General features: G+C 67.8%; 14 protein-coding genes. 9 read left to right on the top strand and 5 right to left on the bottom strand.

Annotated features, from left to right (window positions below; genetic code table 11):
- Positions 1-2 precede the first annotated feature (2 nt).
- From cobT to pyk, 8 genes are all read left to right on the top strand, one after another.
- Positions 3-1,001, top strand: a complete 999-nt coding sequence (gene cobT / locus ACZZZD_RS05900; protein WP_463433502.1) for a nicotinate-nucleotide--dimethylbenzimidazole phosphoribosyltransferase — start codon at positions 3-5, stop codon at positions 999-1,001.
- Between the two features lies 1 nt (position 1,002).
- Positions 1,003-1,770, top strand: coding sequence for an adenosylcobinamide-GDP ribazoletransferase (cobS, locus tag ACZZZD_RS05895; protein ID WP_463433500.1), 768 nt, complete (start codon positions 1,003-1,005; stop codon positions 1,768-1,770).
- Positions 1,771-1,832: 62 nt separating this feature from the next.
- A complete protein-coding gene (locus ACZZZD_RS05890; RefSeq protein WP_463433498.1) occupies positions 1,833-2,267 on the top strand; it encodes a tyrosine phosphatase family protein in 435 nt (144 codons plus the stop codon).
- Between the two features lie 274 nt (positions 2,268-2,541).
- Positions 2,542-4,578 (top strand): TonB-dependent receptor, encoded by a 2,037-nt coding sequence (locus tag ACZZZD_RS05885; RefSeq protein ID WP_463433496.1) that lies wholly within the window; start codon positions 2,542-2,544, stop codon positions 4,576-4,578.
- A gap of 163 nt (positions 4,579-4,741) precedes the next feature.
- Complete coding sequence (locus ACZZZD_RS05880; RefSeq protein WP_463433495.1) at positions 4,742-5,950, top strand: LL-diaminopimelate aminotransferase; 1,209 nt, start codon at positions 4,742-4,744, stop codon at positions 5,948-5,950.
- Positions 5,951-5,952: 2 nt separating this feature from the next.
- Positions 5,953-6,897 (top strand): DUF808 domain-containing protein, encoded by a 945-nt coding sequence (locus ACZZZD_RS05875; RefSeq protein ID WP_463433493.1) that lies wholly within the window; start codon positions 5,953-5,955, stop codon positions 6,895-6,897.
- 75 nt (positions 6,898-6,972) lie between these two features.
- Positions 6,973-8,682 carry an alkaline phosphatase family protein gene (locus ACZZZD_RS05870; RefSeq protein ID WP_463433491.1) on the top strand — a complete coding sequence of 570 codons (1,710 nt, stop codon included), beginning with the start codon at positions 6,973-6,975 and terminating at the stop codon, positions 8,680-8,682.
- Positions 8,683-8,817: 135 nt separating this feature from the next.
- The gene (gene pyk / locus ACZZZD_RS05865; RefSeq protein WP_463433489.1) at positions 8,818-10,263 is read left to right on the top strand and encodes a pyruvate kinase; all 1,446 of its coding nucleotides are present in this window, start codon (positions 8,818-8,820) and stop codon (positions 10,261-10,263) included.
- Here the strand turns inward: pyk and ACZZZD_RS05860 are convergent.
- From ACZZZD_RS05860 to ACZZZD_RS05845, 4 genes are all read right to left on the bottom strand, one after another.
- Positions 10,260-11,297 (bottom strand): oxidoreductase, encoded by a 1,038-nt coding sequence (locus ACZZZD_RS05860; protein ID WP_463433487.1) that lies wholly within the window; start codon positions 11,295-11,297, stop codon positions 10,260-10,262. The genes pyk and ACZZZD_RS05860 overlap by 4 nt on opposite strands.
- Before the next feature lie 7 nt (positions 11,298-11,304).
- A complete protein-coding gene (locus ACZZZD_RS05855; protein ID WP_463433485.1) occupies positions 11,305-12,291 on the bottom strand; it encodes a helix-turn-helix domain-containing protein in 987 nt (328 codons plus the stop codon).
- Positions 12,292-12,443: 152 nt separating this feature from the next.
- Positions 12,444-12,743 carry a helix-turn-helix domain-containing protein gene (locus ACZZZD_RS05850; protein ID WP_463433483.1) on the bottom strand — a complete coding sequence of 100 codons (300 nt, stop codon included), beginning with the start codon at positions 12,741-12,743 and terminating at the stop codon, positions 12,444-12,446.
- Complete coding sequence (locus tag ACZZZD_RS05845; protein WP_159850192.1) at positions 12,736-12,873, bottom strand: hypothetical protein; 138 nt, start codon at positions 12,871-12,873, stop codon at positions 12,736-12,738. Before ACZZZD_RS05845 ends, ACZZZD_RS05850 begins: the two co-directional genes overlap by 8 nt.
- On the opposite strand from ACZZZD_RS05845, the gene ACZZZD_RS05840 reads away from it, so the two are divergent.
- Complete coding sequence (locus tag ACZZZD_RS05840; RefSeq protein ID WP_463433480.1) at positions 12,872-14,407, top strand: acyl-CoA carboxylase subunit beta; 1,536 nt, start codon at positions 12,872-12,874, stop codon at positions 14,405-14,407. The genes ACZZZD_RS05845 and ACZZZD_RS05840 overlap by 2 nt on opposite strands.
- A 185-nt stretch (positions 14,408-14,592) precedes the next feature.
- On the opposite strand, the gene ACZZZD_RS05835 is transcribed toward ACZZZD_RS05840, so the two are convergent.
- A complete protein-coding gene (locus ACZZZD_RS05835) occupies positions 14,593-14,964 on the bottom strand; it encodes a GIY-YIG nuclease family protein (protein ID WP_463433478.1) in 372 nt (123 codons plus the stop codon).
- Between the last annotated feature and the right edge of the window lie 109 nt (positions 14,965-15,073).

The raw sequence follows: 15,073 nt of genomic DNA, 5'->3' as shown, positions 1-15,073 counted from the left end.
GTGTGACAGAAACTCAGGTCCGCAGACTGTTGGACGCCCAGGCCCGACCGCCGGGCTCCCTGGGACGGATCGAGGATGTCGCCGTCCAACTGGCGCTGACTCAGCAACGCGTGCCGCCCCGCGCGGATCGGATCGCCCTGCTCCTTTTCGCCGGCGATCACGGCCTGACTGAAGACGGCGTTTCGCGCTATCCGGCCGAGGTGACCCAGGCCATGGTCGCCACCCTGCTGGCGGGCAAGGCCACGGCCAGCGCCTTCGCGCGCGCCCTGAGCGTCGATCTGGTCGTGATCGACGCGGGCGTGAATGCGGACCTGCCGTCGCATCCGACCTTGATAGACGCCAAGGTGCGCAAGGGGACGGGCAACAGCGCGCGCGAGCCCGCGATGACGGTCGCCGAACTCGAACTCGCCCTTCGACGCGGATATGATCGCGCGGCGGCGGCCATAGACGGCGGCGCCGATGTGTTGGCGCTTGGCGAGATGGGCATAGGCAACAGCGCGTCGGCGGCCCTGCTCATGCATAGGCTGCTGCCTGCGCCGCTGGAAGATTGCGTCGGGGTGGGCGCGGGCCATGACGAGGGTGGACTGGCGCACAAGCGCGCGGTGCTGGAACGTGCGGCGGCCAGGTCCGACGCCAGCGCGCCGTTCGACGTGCTGAGACAGTTCGGCGGGCTGGAAATCGCCATGATGGCGGGGGCCATCCATGGGGCGGCGGATCGCTCGACTCCCATTCTGATCGACGGCTTCATCTGCACCGCCGCAGCCCTTGCGGCTGTCCGGCTTCGGCCGGAAACGCGTTCAGCCTGCCTGTTCGCCCACAGATCGGCCGAGGCTGGTCATGGACGGATGCTGGAGGCGCTGTCTGCCGAGCCGTTGCTGAACCTTTCGCTCAGACTGGGCGAGGGCACGGGCGCGTTGCTGGCCGCGCCGCTGTTGCGCGCTGCGGCGGCCCTCCTTTCGGAAGTCGCCAGCCTGGATGACGTCCTGGCGGGTCGTCTCTGACATGCCGCGCCAACTCGCCCTGTTCCTGGCCGCAGTTCAGTTCCTGACCCGCATTCCCGTGCCGGTGCTGCAAGATTTTCAACCGGAGTGGACGGCCCGGGCCGCCCGGTATTTTCCGTTGGTGGGCGTCGGGACGGGCGCGGTTACGGCCGCCGTTCTGGTGGCGACATCCCAGGTTTGGGACGGCCTTCTGCCGGCCTTGCTGGCAGTGGCTGTGGGCATATTGATGACGGGCGCCTTTCACGAAGACGGCCTAGCTGACACCTTCGACGGACTGGGCGGGGGCGGCTCCAAGGTGCGACGCCTGGAGATCATGAAGGATAGCCGCATCGGAACCTTCGGCGTCCTGGCCCTGGGCCTGGTGACCGCCATCAAGGTCGCCGCCATCGCCGACATGCTCGTCTGGACCGCCGCCCTCGCGATCATCGGCGCCCACGCAGCCGGGCGCGCCGCGGCCGTGGTCGCGATGCGGGCCTTGCCCTACGCCGGCGACCGGGCCTGGGCCAAGGTCAAGCCCGTCGCCGAGGGGGTCACCGCGGCTGAAGCCGGGGTCGCCCTGGCCTTCGGCCTGCTGGCGTTGACGCCTCTCGCCCTGGCGGAGCCGCTCGCCGCTGTGGCAGGTCTGGCGGCCGGCGCCATCGCGGCGTTGTTGATGGCCTGGATGGCGCAGCGCCTGATCGGCGGCTGGGTCGGGGATACGCTTGGTGCGACGGAACAGCTGTTCGAGATGGCTTTCCTGATGGCGGTCGCGGGCGCGCTGACCCGGTGATCGTCGTTTCGCCCCTTCATCAACTTGAGGACGGCTTGGCGCGCTGGAGGCCGTCCCACGTCGTGAGCCTTTCCTCGCCGGGCGGCGGTCACGTCGCGCTGCCCGCTAATGTCCAGATCCTGCGGCTGACCTTTCACGACATCGCGACGCCACGGGATGGTCTGGTGATGGCGACGGAGGCGGATGTCGCTGCGCTGCTGACGTTCGATCGGACATGGTCCGGGGTCCGCCCGATTCTGGTCCACTGCTGGGCCGGCGTCAGCCGCTCTCCCGCCGTCGCCTACATCCTCGCCTGCGCCCGCAGCGCGCCGGGGGGCGAGACGATCCTGGCGGAACGCCTGCGCGAGATTGCGCCCTATGCGACGCCGAACGCACATCTGATCGCCCTTGCAGACCGGCGCCTAGCGCGAGGGGGTGCGATGTCCCGCGCCATCGCCGCCATCGGCCGAGGCGCAGAAACCCATAGCGGAACACTGTTCACACTCGACCACCCTTAGGCGCCGGTGCGAGCATCGCTGCAGGCCTACGCTTGTACTTCGGCTGGACGTTGATCGTCCGGCCATCTCTTTCTTCCGCTATGTTCCTACATCGACTGAGGCCGGGCGCTTGTCGCCTGGCTTCTTATTTGTTGGAAAGCATTTGGGTGTCGGCAGGTCGTTTCCGAGTTCGAGCGATCATTGCCAGCGCGCGGCTGCGCTTTGGCTTCACGCCTCTTGACGCTTTCGGGCCGGTAACGCTTTGACGACGCGCGCCGAACGCTTAGGCAGGGGCATGATCCAAGACGTTCCTCCCTCCGCCGTCGCACCTACCGCTCTGCCCGAGATCGTCGTCACCGCCGCCCGCCTGCCGCCGGCGGCGGCCGACGCCGCGTTTTCGGTCGTGAGGATCGATCAGTCGGTGTTGTCCCGATCCATGCGCCTGGACGAGGCGCTGCGGTCCGTGCCGGCGGTGTCGCTGTTTCGACGCACGACCAGCGCGGCGGCCAATCCGACGACCCAGGGCATATCGCTGAGAGCCATCGCGCCGTCGGGGGCGGGGCGAACGCTGGTGCTGCTGGACGGGGTGCCGCTGAACGACCCGTTCGGGGGGTGGGTCATCTGGTCCCAGGCCACGCCGGAATCGCTGGAGAGCCTGGACGTGATCCGGGGTTCGGGTTCGGGACCGTACGGGGCTGGCGCACTGACCGGAACGATCACGCTGCGAGAGCGGGGTGAGGGCGGCGTGCTGGATGTCTCGGCGGCCGAACGCGGCGGCCTGCGCGCGGCGGGGTCGGCCTCCACGCGCCTGGGGCCGGTGGCGGTGACGCTGAGTGGACTGCGCGAGGTCAGCGATGGCTATGTGCCCGTGCGAGGATCGGCTGCGGGGGCGGCGGACACGCCTTTGGATCTCGACAGTCGCAGCGCGGCCTTGCGAGTTGATACGGCCTTAGGACAGGCCAATCTGTCGGTGCGGGCGGCGACCTGGGAAGAGGATCGCGGATCGGGCCTGGCCGGAACCCGCGCCAACGCCAGCGGTCACAGCCTCAGCGCCACAGCCGCTCAGGCGCCGACGGCGAACGGCTATGGATGGCGGCTGCAGGCGTGGCGGATCGACAGCAACCTGGCCAACAGTTCGGCCGCTGTGTCGGCCGACCGGGCGACCACCACACCCGCCAACGACCAGTTCAAGACCCCCGCGACCGGATGGGGGCTGAACGCCGCCCTGCGTCGCCGTGTGTCGGACTTCGTGGGCGGGCGGCTGGAGTGGGAGGTCGGGGCGGACGCCCGCTTCAACGACGGCGAAACCAATGAGCTTTTCAGCAATCCGACCGGCGCGGGCTTTACTCGCATCCGCCGTGCGGGTGGGGAGACGGCGGTGGCCGGGGCCTATGTCGATGCATCGTGGACGGCGGCCGAATGGCTGGTGGCCGGCGGTCTGCGTGTGGACCGCTGGGAGAACAAGGGCGGGTTCCGCAACGAGAATACGTTGGCGACCGGCGCGGTGTTGCTGGCAGAGAACGACCCGGATCGGTCGGGCGAGGTGGTCAGCGCGCGGCTGGCGGTGCGGCGCGATTTAGGCGGCGGCTATGCGGCGCGGGCGGCGGCCTATTCCGGTTTCCGGCCGGCGACCTTGAATGAACTGCACCGTCCGTTCCGCGTCGGCAACGACATCACCGAGGCCAACGCCGCCCTGAGCCCCGAGACGCTGAAGGGGATCGAGACCGGGCTGGCATTCGACCGCGACGGGGTGCACTGGGGCGCCACGGTGTTCTGGAGCCAGATCGAGGACGCCATCGTCAATGTGACGATCGGCGCAGGCCCCGCGACCTTCCCGCGCGCCGGGTTCGTGCCGGCCGGTGGTGTGCTGCGCCAGCGCCAGAACGCCGGGACCATCGACGCGTGGGGTGTGGAGCTGAACGGCGCCGTGGACCTGTCATCCGTCCTGTCGCTGAACGCCGCCGCCTCCTGGACGGACGCCGAGATCGACGGCGGATCCGCCGCAGCGCAACTGACGGGCCTGCGTCCCGCTCAGGCGCCGGAATGGAGCGCGACCGCCGGGCTGGACTGGCGCGCGACGGATCGTCTGACTTTGGCGCTGGCGGCGCGTTACGAATCCAGCCGGTTCGACGACGACCTGAACAGCCGCGTGCTGGACGCCGCCGTGACGCTGGATGCGCGGGGTGAGTGGACGCTGAACCCGAGTACGACGCTGTGGGTGGCTGCGGACAATCTGTTCGATAAGGATGTCGAGGTGTCGGAGACAGGAACGGGCGTTGCCGGATACGGCCCGCCGCGCACTGTCAGCGCAGGCTTCCGTCTCAGCTATTGATCGCGGTGGAAGCGTCATTTTCGGCTGCGTTGTTGCGCGACGCACAGATTTCGTCCGTCCAGCGGGTGAAAATCACCTTCAACGCTGTTGCGTGGGACCAAAGGCGCGCTAATCGCTAGACACGGCCGACCCCCGGCCCAAGACCCCGAACGACGAGCCTGTCATGTCCGAAGAATTCTACCGCATGAAGCGGTTGCCGCCTTATGTCATCGCCGAGACCAATGCGATGCGTGCGGCGGCCCGTGCGGCGGGCGAGGACGTGATCGACCTGGGGATGGGCAACCCCGACCTGCCGCCGCCCCAGCATGTGATCGACAAGCTGATCGAGGTGGCGCGCAAGCCTGACGCCCACGGCTATTCGGCGTCGCGAGGCATTCCCGGGCTGCGCCGCGCCCAGGCCAACTATTACGGCCGTCGCTTCGGCGTCGATCTGGATCCCGAGACCGAGGTGATCGTCACCATGGGCTCCAAGGAGGGGTTGGCCAGCCTGGCCACCGCCATCACCGAGCCGGGCGACGTGATCCTGGCGCCCAATCCGTCCTATCCGATCCACACCTTCGGCTTCATCATCGCCGGCGCCGCGATCCGCAGCGTGCCGACCACGCCGGACGAGAAGTATTTCGAGGCGTTGGAGCGGGCCATGGCCTTCACCGTGCCCCGGCCCAAGATACTGGTGATGAACTATCCGTCGAACCCGACAGCGGAGACGGTGGATCTGGCCTTCTACGAACGCGTCGTGGATTTCGCCAAGGCCAACGACCTGTGGATCATCAGCGACCTGGCCTATTCGGAGCTGTATTACGACGGCAAGCCGACGGTCTCGATCCTGCAGGTGCCGGGGGCCAAGGACGTGGCCATCGAGTTCACCTCGCTGTCCAAGACCTACAGCATGGCCGGCTGGCGGATGGGGTTCGCGGTCGGCAACAAAAAGCTGATCGCGGCCATGACTCGGGTGAAGTCCTATCTAGACTACGGCGCCTTCACGCCCATCCAGGCGGCGGCTTGTGCGGCGCTGAACGGGCCGCAGGACATCGTCGAGCAGAACCGCAAACTCTATCACCGCCGCCGCGACGTGTTGGTCGAGAGCTTCGGTCGCGCGGGCTGGGACATTCCCAAACCCGCCGCCTCCATGTTCGCCTGGGCGCCGTTGCCGCCGTCCTTGGCGCACATGGGCAGTCTTGAGTTCTCCAAGCAACTGCTGACCCACGCCAAGGTCGCGGTCGCGGCGGGCGTCGGTTATGGCGAGAACGGCGAGGGCTTCGTCCGCATCGCCCTGGTCGAGAACGAGCAGCGCATCCGCCAGGCCGCCCGCAACATCAAATCCTATCTGAAATCGCAGGGCGTGAACGTGCCGCCCAGCCGGGAAGACTGAGCATGCCATCCGGACTAATCGCGCTGCTCGACGATGTCGCGGGCATCGCAAAGCTGGCCGCCGCCTCGCTGGATGACGTAGGCGCGGCGGCGGGCAAGGCTTCGACCAAGGCGGCCGGGGTCGTGGTGGACGATGCGGCGGTGACGCCGCGCTATGTCATGGGTCTGTCGCCCAGCCGCGAACTGCCGATCATCGGCAAGATCGCTCTGGGGTCGTTCCGCAACAAGCTGATCTTCATCCTGCCGGCGGCGCTGTTGCTGAGCGCATTCGCGCCCTGGGCCATCACGCCGATCCTGATGTGCGGCGGGACCTATCTGTGTTTCGAGGGGGCGGAGAAGCTGCTGGAGGCGTTCGGGCATGGCGGGCACGAGGACGCCGCGCCGGTCACGGGCGATCCGGCCGCGCTGGAGAAGACGACCGTGTCAGGAGCGGTGCGGACCGACCTGATCCTGTCGGGCGAGATCATGGCCATCGCCCTGGCCGATGTGGCGGCCCAACCCATCCTGACCCAGGCGGCGGTGCTGGCGGTGGTCGGCATCGCCATGACCGTGGTCGTCTATGGCGCGGTCGGTCTGATCGTGAAGATGGACGATATCGGCCTGGTCCTGGCCAAACGCCCGAACGGCGGCGTGCGCGCCCTGGGGCGAGGTCTGGTCAAGGGCATGCCCGTGGTGATGAGCGCCCTGTCGGTCATCGGCACGGCCGCCATGCTGTGGGTCGGCGGCGGCATTCTGCTGCACGGTTCCCATACGCTGGGTCTGCACTGGCCGGCCGTGCCGCTGGAGCATCTGGCCCACGCGGTCGGACAGGTGTTCGGGCCGCTGGCGGGGGTGATGAGCTGGCTGACGACGGCCGTGGCCTCGGCCGTGATCGGCTTGATCGTCGGCGGGCTGGTCGTTCTGGTCGTACATCAGGTCGGGAAGCTGCGGGCCAAGGAATCACACTAGGAGCGACGGCGCGCTGTCACGCGGATGCAATCCGCGGCGGCTAGAGGCCGGTCGCCTGTTGTTGGAGTTCTTCGCATGTCCCTGTCCCGTCACGCCGCCGCTGCGTTCCTGGCCGCCCTGTCGATGGCGGGCGCCGCCTGCGCCTCCGTCGCCGAGGCCCCGGTTCAGCAGGTCGCCCCCCAGGCTTCTGTCGCCGCCCTGACGCCGCCGAAACTGATCGTGACCATCGTGGTGGATCAGTTCAGCGCCAACCTCTTCAACCAGTATCGCAGCCGTTACACCGGCGGCCTGCGCCGCCTGGCGGACCAGGGGCTGGTGTCGATCAACGGCTATCAGACCCACGGCCTGACCGAGACCTGTCCCGGTCACTCGACCGTGCTGACGGGGATGCACCCGGTCGAGACGGGCATTCCCGCCAACGATTGGATCGACCCCAAGACCGGCAAGGAAGTCTATTGCCTGGCCGCGCCGCAAAACCATCTGGCGCACGGGCGCGACGACACCGACAACGGGCCGGTGGGGCCGGACCAACTGCGCGTCACGACGCTGGGCGATTGGCTGAAGGCGCAAAGCCCCGACAGCAAGGTCATGGCTGTCTCTGGCAAGGATCGTGGCGCGATCAACTTAGCCGGCCATCAGGGCCAGGCCTTCTGGTTCACCGAAGGGTTCGGCCTGACGACCTATGTCGAGCCGGGGCAGACGGCGCAACACAGGCTGGCGCCCGTCGCGGCTTTCAACGCCGATTTCAACGCCTGGATGGCGGCGACGCCGGTGGCCTGGGACTATCAGAGCGAAGATTGCCGCGCGCTGGCCGGCGACTGGACCATTCGCGGCCAGACCTTCCATTCAATGCTGCCGCCGGCGGGGCTGAAGTTCGACACCTCGCCGCTGCTGGACGAACAGACGCTGAAGGCGGCGGAATATCTGCTGGACAGCCAGAAGCTGGGGCAGGGCGCGACGACCGACATGCTGGGCGTCAGCCTGTCGGCGACGGACCGGATCGGCCACATGTACGGTACTCAGGGCCCGGAGATGTGCGAGCAGATGCACCGGCTGGACACGGCGCTGGGCGCCTTCCTGGACAAGCTGACCCAAGTTCCGGGCGGGGCGCTGGTGGTGCTGACAGCCGATCACGGCGGGTCGGACTTCGTCGAGCGGCTGCATGAGCACGGCTATCCCCAGGCGCACCGTGCCGACATGGATGCGATCAAGGGCGTCAACGCCGCGCTGAAGACGCGCTTCAATCTGGACGCCGATCCGCTGCAATCCGGCGGCAGCGGCCTGATGGTCGCCGACGCCGAGCACAGGTCGCTGCCCGATCCGCTGAGGACACAGGTGGCCGAGGCGGCCGTCGAGATGCTGCGCGCCCTGCCGGATGTCGCCTTCGCCGAGACGCGCGACCGGCTGCTGACCGAGCCTCTGCCCGACAGCCGCCAGCCGGAGATGATGACGGTGCGCGAACGCATGCGCCTGTCGACCGTGGCCGAACGATCGCCCGACATCCAGTTCGCCTGGGCCCAGAACACCACGGCCGGCGGTCGCGTCGGCTCGACCTTGGCCGGCCACGGCACGCCGTGGGAATACGACCGTCGCGTGCCGATCATCTTCTGGTGGCCGGGCGCCTATGGCGAAGAGCGGTTCCTGCCCATCCGCACGGTCGATATCGCCCCGACCCTGGCCCACATCATCGGCGTACCGGCCCCCCAAGTCGAAGGACGTTGCATGGACCTCAACGGGTTTTCTGTGACTGCCTGTGCGCCGACGGTCGAGGCCGCGGCGCGATAAACTCCTGTTTCGGGGTCGTAAACTCGTGTTTCCCGGAGGGGCTGCGGTCTTACCTGGAAAAGGTTTCGTTGGCACAAGGGTGCAAAGCGCCCAAGCCGTCCCCTACGGATGGCGTCAGAGCCACAGGAAACGTTCATGAACAGAGCCCGCCGCGCCCGCATCGTCGCGACCCTTGGGCCCGCAAGCCGTGCGCCCGGCACAGTCAAGGCCCTGGCCCAGGCCGGGGTGGACGTGTTCCGTCTGAACTTCAGCCACGGTTCGCATGAGGATCACGCCGCCGCACTGAAGGCCGTGCGCGGCGCCGAGGCGGCCTTGCAGCGCCCGCTGGGTGTGCTGGCGGACTTGCAGGGACCCAAGCTGCGGCTGGGCCGGTTCAAGGACGTCGAGATCGCGGTCAAGCCGGGCCACACCATGCGTTTCGATCTGGACCCCGCGCCGGGCGACGAGACCCGGGTGCAGATGCCGCATCCCGAAATTTTCAAGGCCCTGCGTACCGGCATGCTGCTGCTGCTGGATGACGGCCGGGTGCGGTTGCGCGTCGGCGAGCGCGCCGACGACTGGGCGGATGTGACAGTGGAGAGCGGCTCGAAGCTTTCGGACCGCAAGGGCGTGGCCGTGCCTGAGGCCGTGATCCCGGTCTCGGCCCTGACGCCCAAGGACCGCGAGGACCTGGCCTTCGCCCTGCGGATGGGGGTGGATTGGGTGGCGCTCAGCTTCGTGCAGAAGCCCGAGGACATGGCCGAGCTGAAGCGGATCGTGAACGGCCAAGCCGCCTGTTTGGCCAAGATCGAGAAGCCGGCGGCCCTGGCCGATCTGGAAGCCATCCTCGACTATTGCGACGGGGTCATGGTGGCGCGTGGCGACCTGGGCGTCGAACTGGACCCCGAGGACGTGCCCGTGGCGCAAAAACAGATCGTTCGCGCGGCGCGTAATCGCGGCGTGCCGGTGATCGTGGCGACCCAGATGCTGGAATCCATGACCAGCGCGCCGGCCCCGACGCGCGCCGAGGCGACCGACGTGGCCAACGCGGTCTATGAAGGCGCGGACGCCCTGATGCTGTCGGCCGAGACGGCTTCGGGCGACTATCCGCTGGAATCCGTCGGCATCATGAGCCGGATCATCGAGCGGGTCGAACGCGATCCGATGTGGCCAAGCCTGATGCGGGCCGAACATGCCGGCATGGACGAACATGACGTGGACGCCCTGGTCGGCGCGGCGGCCATGGCGGCGAACGCACCCTCGACCGGATGCATGGTGGTGTTCACGACCTTGGGCGGGACGGCGCGACGGATGGCGCGCGAGCGGCCGCTGAAGCCGATCCTGGCGTTGACGCCGAACCCCAACACCGCGCGTCGCCTGTCTCTGGTCTGGGGATTGGAGCCGCGTCTGGGCGAACAGCCGGACTCGCTGGAGGCCGTCACCGACGACGCCGTGAACAGTGCGGTCAAATATGGCCTGGCCGAGCCGGGACAGCGTATCCTGATCCTGGCGGGCACGCCGTTCGGGGCGCCCGGCGCGGCCAATCTGCTGCGACTGGCCCATGCGCCTGCGACGGCGGCAAAGGGCCGCAAGAAGAGCTAGAGGACGATCTCGCGACGCTCGGCCGCGCTGCGCCGGCCGGCGTCGAGGATGTGCATGACCGTCAGGGCCTGATCTGCGGTGACGGGCGGCGGCCCCTTGCCCAGGATCGCGTCGCGCATGGCGGCGTAAAAGGCGGGATAGTCGCCGCGTTCGGACGTGGGCGTGGTGCGGATCGTTTCATCATCGATCTGTCGGGTCAGGACGCCGGGCGAGCGATCGAGACCCCAGTCGGCGTCGCCGGGACGCAGGCCCGCCTTGGACTGCCCCTCTTGGGCGTCCAGGCCGTGCTTTACGAAACTGCCGCCCGTGCCGTGGACGACGTAGCGCAGGCTGGAGTCGGCGGCGAGGTGGCTCATGTTGAGGATCACCCGCAGCCGGTCGTAGCGCAGCAGGACGTGGGCGTAGTCGATGGCCGTCGCCCCGTGACGCTGGGCCTGTAGGTCGGCATAGATGCCCAAGGGAGGACCGAACAACTGCACCGCTTGGTCGATCAGGTGCGGCCCCAGGTCGGCCCAGACGCCGCCGTCGCGCTTGTCCTTCCAGCGGTCGGTGACGGCCGGGCGAAAGCGGTCGTAATGGCTCTCGAACACGGCGATCTCGCCCAGTTCACCCTCGGCGATCAGGTGGCGCAGGGTCAGGAAGTCGGCGTCCCAACGGCGATTCTGGAAGACGCTGAACACGCCGGGCGCCTGGGCCGCGACAGCGGCGACGGCTTCAGCGTCGGCCAGGGTCCCGGCGAACGGCTTGTCCACCACCACCGACTTGCCGGCCTTCAGCGCGGCGATCGACTGTTCGGCGTGCAGGGCGTCGGGCGTGGCGACGACGATCAGTTGGATGTCTTCCCGCGCCAACGCCGCGTCCAGATCGGGCAGGATTTCCACGTCGGGCAGGTCGGCATGCACCGCCTCGGGCCGCGACGAGACGACGGCGGTCAGGGTCAGGCTGGGCGTTGCGGCGATGAGGGGCGCGTGGAAGGTCTGGCCCGCCAGGCCATAGCCGACGACGGCGACGCCGATGGGATCGTTTGAGGTCATGGCCCGATCAATAGCGATCCGGGCGCGGGCCATCCAGCACATAGGGCACCACGCCGCGCTCGTTTTCCGGCACGCGCAGAGGCCGGTCCAGCGGCGGGAAGGCGCGTTGGGTGCAGTCGGTGCGCTCGCAGATGCGGCAACTGACGCCGATCCGGGTAGCCGGGCCGTTCAGATCGAGGCCGGCGGCATAGACCAGGGCACCCGCATGCTCGACCTCGCACCCCAGCGACAGGGCATAGCGACGGTCGTTCGCCAGATACGAACCGCTGGGCTTGGACACGCTGCGGGCGATGGAGATGTAGCGCGATCCGTCCGGCATCTCGGCCAACTGCACCCCGATCCGGTCGGGCGCGGCGAAGGCTTCGTGAACATTCCATAGAGGGCAGGCGCCGCCGAAGCGGGCGAACTGGAAACGGGTGGCGCTGTGCCGCTTGGTGATGTTGCCGGCCATGTCGACGCGGGCGAAATAGAAGGGCACGCCGCGCCAGCCGGGCCGTTGCAGGGTCGAGAGCCGGTGGCAGACCTGCTCGAAACTGACCTGGAAGCGGGTGCGAAGCCGGTCGATGTCGTGCTTCTCCTCCCGCGCCGCCTCCAGGAACGCGCGGTAGGGCAGCAGAAGCGCGCCGGCGGCGTAGTTGGCCAGACCGACACGGGCCACGTCACGCGCCGCCTGGGTGCGGAAGGCGGCCTGGTCCAGTTCCGCCTCGATAAGGTCGCGGAACGACAGCAGGGCCAACTGGTGCGCCAGCTGGAACGAGCGCGTTGCGCCGGGTTGCCAGGCGTCCAAGCTCAGGATGCGGCTGGCGGGGTCGTAGCGGCGCAACGCCTCCAGACCCGGCACATCGACGGCCCGCACGCCGTGGAGGTCGGACAGGGCGCGCTCCAGCGTGCGCTCGACCTGCCCGGACTCGCGCGGCAGGGTCGCCGCGAGCGCCTCCGCCGCCGTGTCCAGCGTGTCGATATAGTTGTCGCGGTAATGGAAGAAGTCGCGCACTTCTTCATAGGGCAGCAGGGCGACGCTGGCGCCCCGCTCGTCGCGCCCCAGGGTATCGTCCAGCGCCTTGATCCGCTCGTCCAGACGACGGAAGGTCTGGTGCAGGGCAAGAAACTGACGCGCGAGCCGCGGGGTGTTGGCGACGGCCTGTTTCAGTTCGGCGGCGGTCGGGGGTTCCGCCCCCCGCTGACTGGACCCGCGATGTCGGTGGTGGCCTCGCGAAGGTCGGCGATCAGGCGGGCGTCCCCCTCCAGGTCGAACAAACTGGCGTCCACGTGAAAGGCGCGGGTCAGGGCGATCAGGACGCGGGCGGTGGCCGGGCGCTGATTGGTCTCGATCTGCGACAGATAGGACGGCGACAGGCCCAGCCGCTCGGCGCAGGCCTCCAGCGTCCAGCCACGCGCCTCGCGCAGCTTGCGCAGTTTGGCGCCCAGGAAAAGCTTCTCAGCCATTCGCAACTTTGCAGATCATATCGCCATCTTTTGCAAGCCCGCGCAGTTCCACACTTTTTGCAAAGTTGCGTTTGCCTATTTGCGATGAAGGCGCCACGCCTTGCGCGAACGAGAGGCGAAGATCCATCATGACTCAAGCCATCCTTGAAGAACTGGAGCGCCGTCGCGCCGCCGCCAAACTGGGCGGTGGGGAAAAGCGTATCGCCGCCCAGCACGCCAAGGGCAAGCTGACGGCGCGCGAACGCATCGACGTGCTGCTGGACGAGGGCTCCTTCGAGGAGACCGACATGTTCGTCGAGCACCGCAGCCACGACTTCGGCATGCAGGACCAGCGCATTCCCGGCGACGGCGTGGTGACGGGGCGCGGGACCATCGGCGGGCGGCTGGTCTATGTCTTCTCCAAGGACTTCACCGTCTTCGGCGGGAGCCTGTCGGGCGCCCATGCGGCCAAGATCGTCAAGTTGCAGAAGATGGCCCTGACCACCGGCGCGCCGATCATCGGCCTGTTCGACGCCGGCGGCGCGCGGATCCAGGAGGGGGTCGAAAGCCTGGCCGGATACGCCGACATCTTCCTGCAGAACACCCTGGCCAGCGGCGTCATTCCCCAGATCAGCGTGATCATGGGGCCGTGCGCGGGGGGCGACGTCTATTCGCCGGCCATCACCGACTTCATCTTCATGGTGAAGGACACGTCCTACATGTACGTGACCGGCCCCGACGTGGTGAAGACCGTCACCAACGAGGTCGTCAGCCATGAGGACCTGGGCGGCGCCCGCGTTCACGCCGGCAAGTCGGGCGTGGCGGACGGGGCGTTCGAGAACGATCTGGAGGCCCTGTCGGAGGTGCGCCGCCTGATCGGTTTCCTGCCCCTGTCGAACCGCGAAAAACCGCCGGTGCGCGAAAGCTACGACGAGCCGGAACGGGACGAACCGTCGCTGGACACTCTGATCCCGGCCAATCCCAACCAGCCCTATGATATGAAGGAGCTGATCCTGAAGGTGGTCGACGAGGCCGACTTCTTCGAGATCGGAGCCGACTTCGCCAGGAACATCATCTGCGGTTTCGGTCGGCTGGACGGCCAGACGGTCGGCATCGTCGCCAACCAGCCCCAGGTGCTGGCGGGCGTGCTGGACATCGATTCAAGCCGTAAGGCCGCGCGGTTCGTGCGCTTCTGCGACGCCTTCGACATTGCGCTGGTGACCCTGGTGGACGTGCCGGGCTTCATGCCGGGAACCAAGCAGGAATACGGCGCCCTGATCAAACACGGGGCCAAGCTGCTGTTCGCATACGCCGAGGCGACGGTGCCGAAACTGACCCTGATAACGCGCAAGGCCTATGGCGGCGCCTATGACGTGATGAGTTCGAAACACCTGCGCGGCGACGTCAACTACGCCTGGCCTACCGCCGAGATCGCGGTCATGGGCGCCAAGGGGGCGGTCGAGATCATCTTCCGCAAGGAGGCCGGCGACCCGGCGGCCCTGGCCGCGCGCGAGGCGGAGTACAAGGACCGGTTCGCCAATCCGTTCGTGGCAGCGGGGCTGGGCTACATCGACGACGTCATCATGCCGCACGGGACGCGGCGGCGGCTGGTGAAGGCGCTGCGGACGTTGAAGAACAAGGTCCAGGAGAACCCCTGGAAGAAGCACGATAATATTCCGCTGTGATGTCGGTTTTGATGCTTTCCCAGAGCTCGTCATCCTCGGGCTTGTCCCGAGGATCCAAACTCCCGGTATTGGGTGTGGACCATCGGTCTCACGGGCTCCGCGTCGCCGGCCGGGGCGCACCGTCGAAAACCGGGAGTCTGGACCCTCGCCACAAGGGCGAGGATGACGGTCTTGAGAGAGGGGCCTCACTCCTCCGGCGGCGTCCAGTTTCGGTAGGCTTCGGGGTCGGGCTCCGCCCCCGACGCCCGCACCAGTTCGGCGAACAGATCATCCCAATGCGGATTCGTCCGTTCGATCAGATTGGACTTCCAGTCGCGCGGCCAGCGTTTCAGCGACTTCTCCCGCTGGATCGCACCAACGATGGTCTCGTGGAATTCGTACCAGACAAGACGCTTCAAGCCGTATCGCTTGGTGAAGCCGTCGATGACGCCTGCCCGGTGCTGGCCTACGCGCGTCACCAGTTGGCTGCTGACGCCGACATAGACGACGCCGTGCATCCGATTGGCCATCATGTAGCAGCCGATCAGGCTGTCCGCCGTCACCATCGCATCCCCCATCACCCGTCATCCTCGGGCTTGTCCCGAGGATCCAGAACTCCCGGTATCGACTGTGGCCCACCGGCCGCGACGGAGTCTCTGGATCCTAGGCACAAGGCCTAGGATGACG

This window comes from Brevundimonas sp. AC546 (assembly GCF_979258305.1).
The sequence above is the reverse complement of the archived record's forward strand: the minus strand, read 5'-3'. Positions and strand labels throughout refer to the sequence as shown.

Coding starts and splice junctions, on each gene's coding strand:
- cobS (WP_463433500.1), top strand. CDS start 1,003: ATGCCGCGCCAACTCGCCCTGTTCCTGGCCGCAGTTCAGTTCCTGACC.
- ACZZZD_RS05885 (WP_463433496.1), top strand. CDS start 2,542: ATGATCCAAGACGTTCCTCCCTCCGCCGTCGCACCTACCGCTCTGCCC.
- ACZZZD_RS05880 (WP_463433495.1), top strand. CDS start 4,742: ATGTCCGAAGAATTCTACCGCATGAAGCGGTTGCCGCCTTATGTCATC.
- ACZZZD_RS05875 (WP_463433493.1), top strand. CDS start 5,953: ATGCCATCCGGACTAATCGCGCTGCTCGACGATGTCGCGGGCATCGCA.
- ACZZZD_RS05870 (WP_463433491.1), top strand. CDS start 6,973: ATGTCCCTGTCCCGTCACGCCGCCGCTGCGTTCCTGGCCGCCCTGTCG.
- pyk (WP_463433489.1), top strand. CDS start 8,818: ATGAACAGAGCCCGCCGCGCCCGCATCGTCGCGACCCTTGGGCCCGCA.
- ACZZZD_RS05860 (WP_463433487.1), bottom strand. CDS start 11,297: ATGACCTCAAACGATCCCATCGGCGTCGCCGTCGTCGGCTATGGCCTG.
- ACZZZD_RS05850 (WP_463433483.1), bottom strand. CDS start 12,743: ATGGCTGAGAAGCTTTTCCTGGGCGCCAAACTGCGCAAGCTGCGCGAG.
- ACZZZD_RS05840 (WP_463433480.1), top strand. CDS start 12,872: ATGACTCAAGCCATCCTTGAAGAACTGGAGCGCCGTCGCGCCGCCGCC.
- ACZZZD_RS05845 (WP_159850192.1), bottom strand. CDS start 12,873: ATGATGGATCTTCGCCTCTCGTTCGCGCAAGGCGTGGCGCCTTCATCG.
- ACZZZD_RS05835 (WP_463433478.1), bottom strand. CDS start 14,964: ATGGGGGATGCGATGGTGACGGCGGACAGCCTGATCGGCTGCTACATG.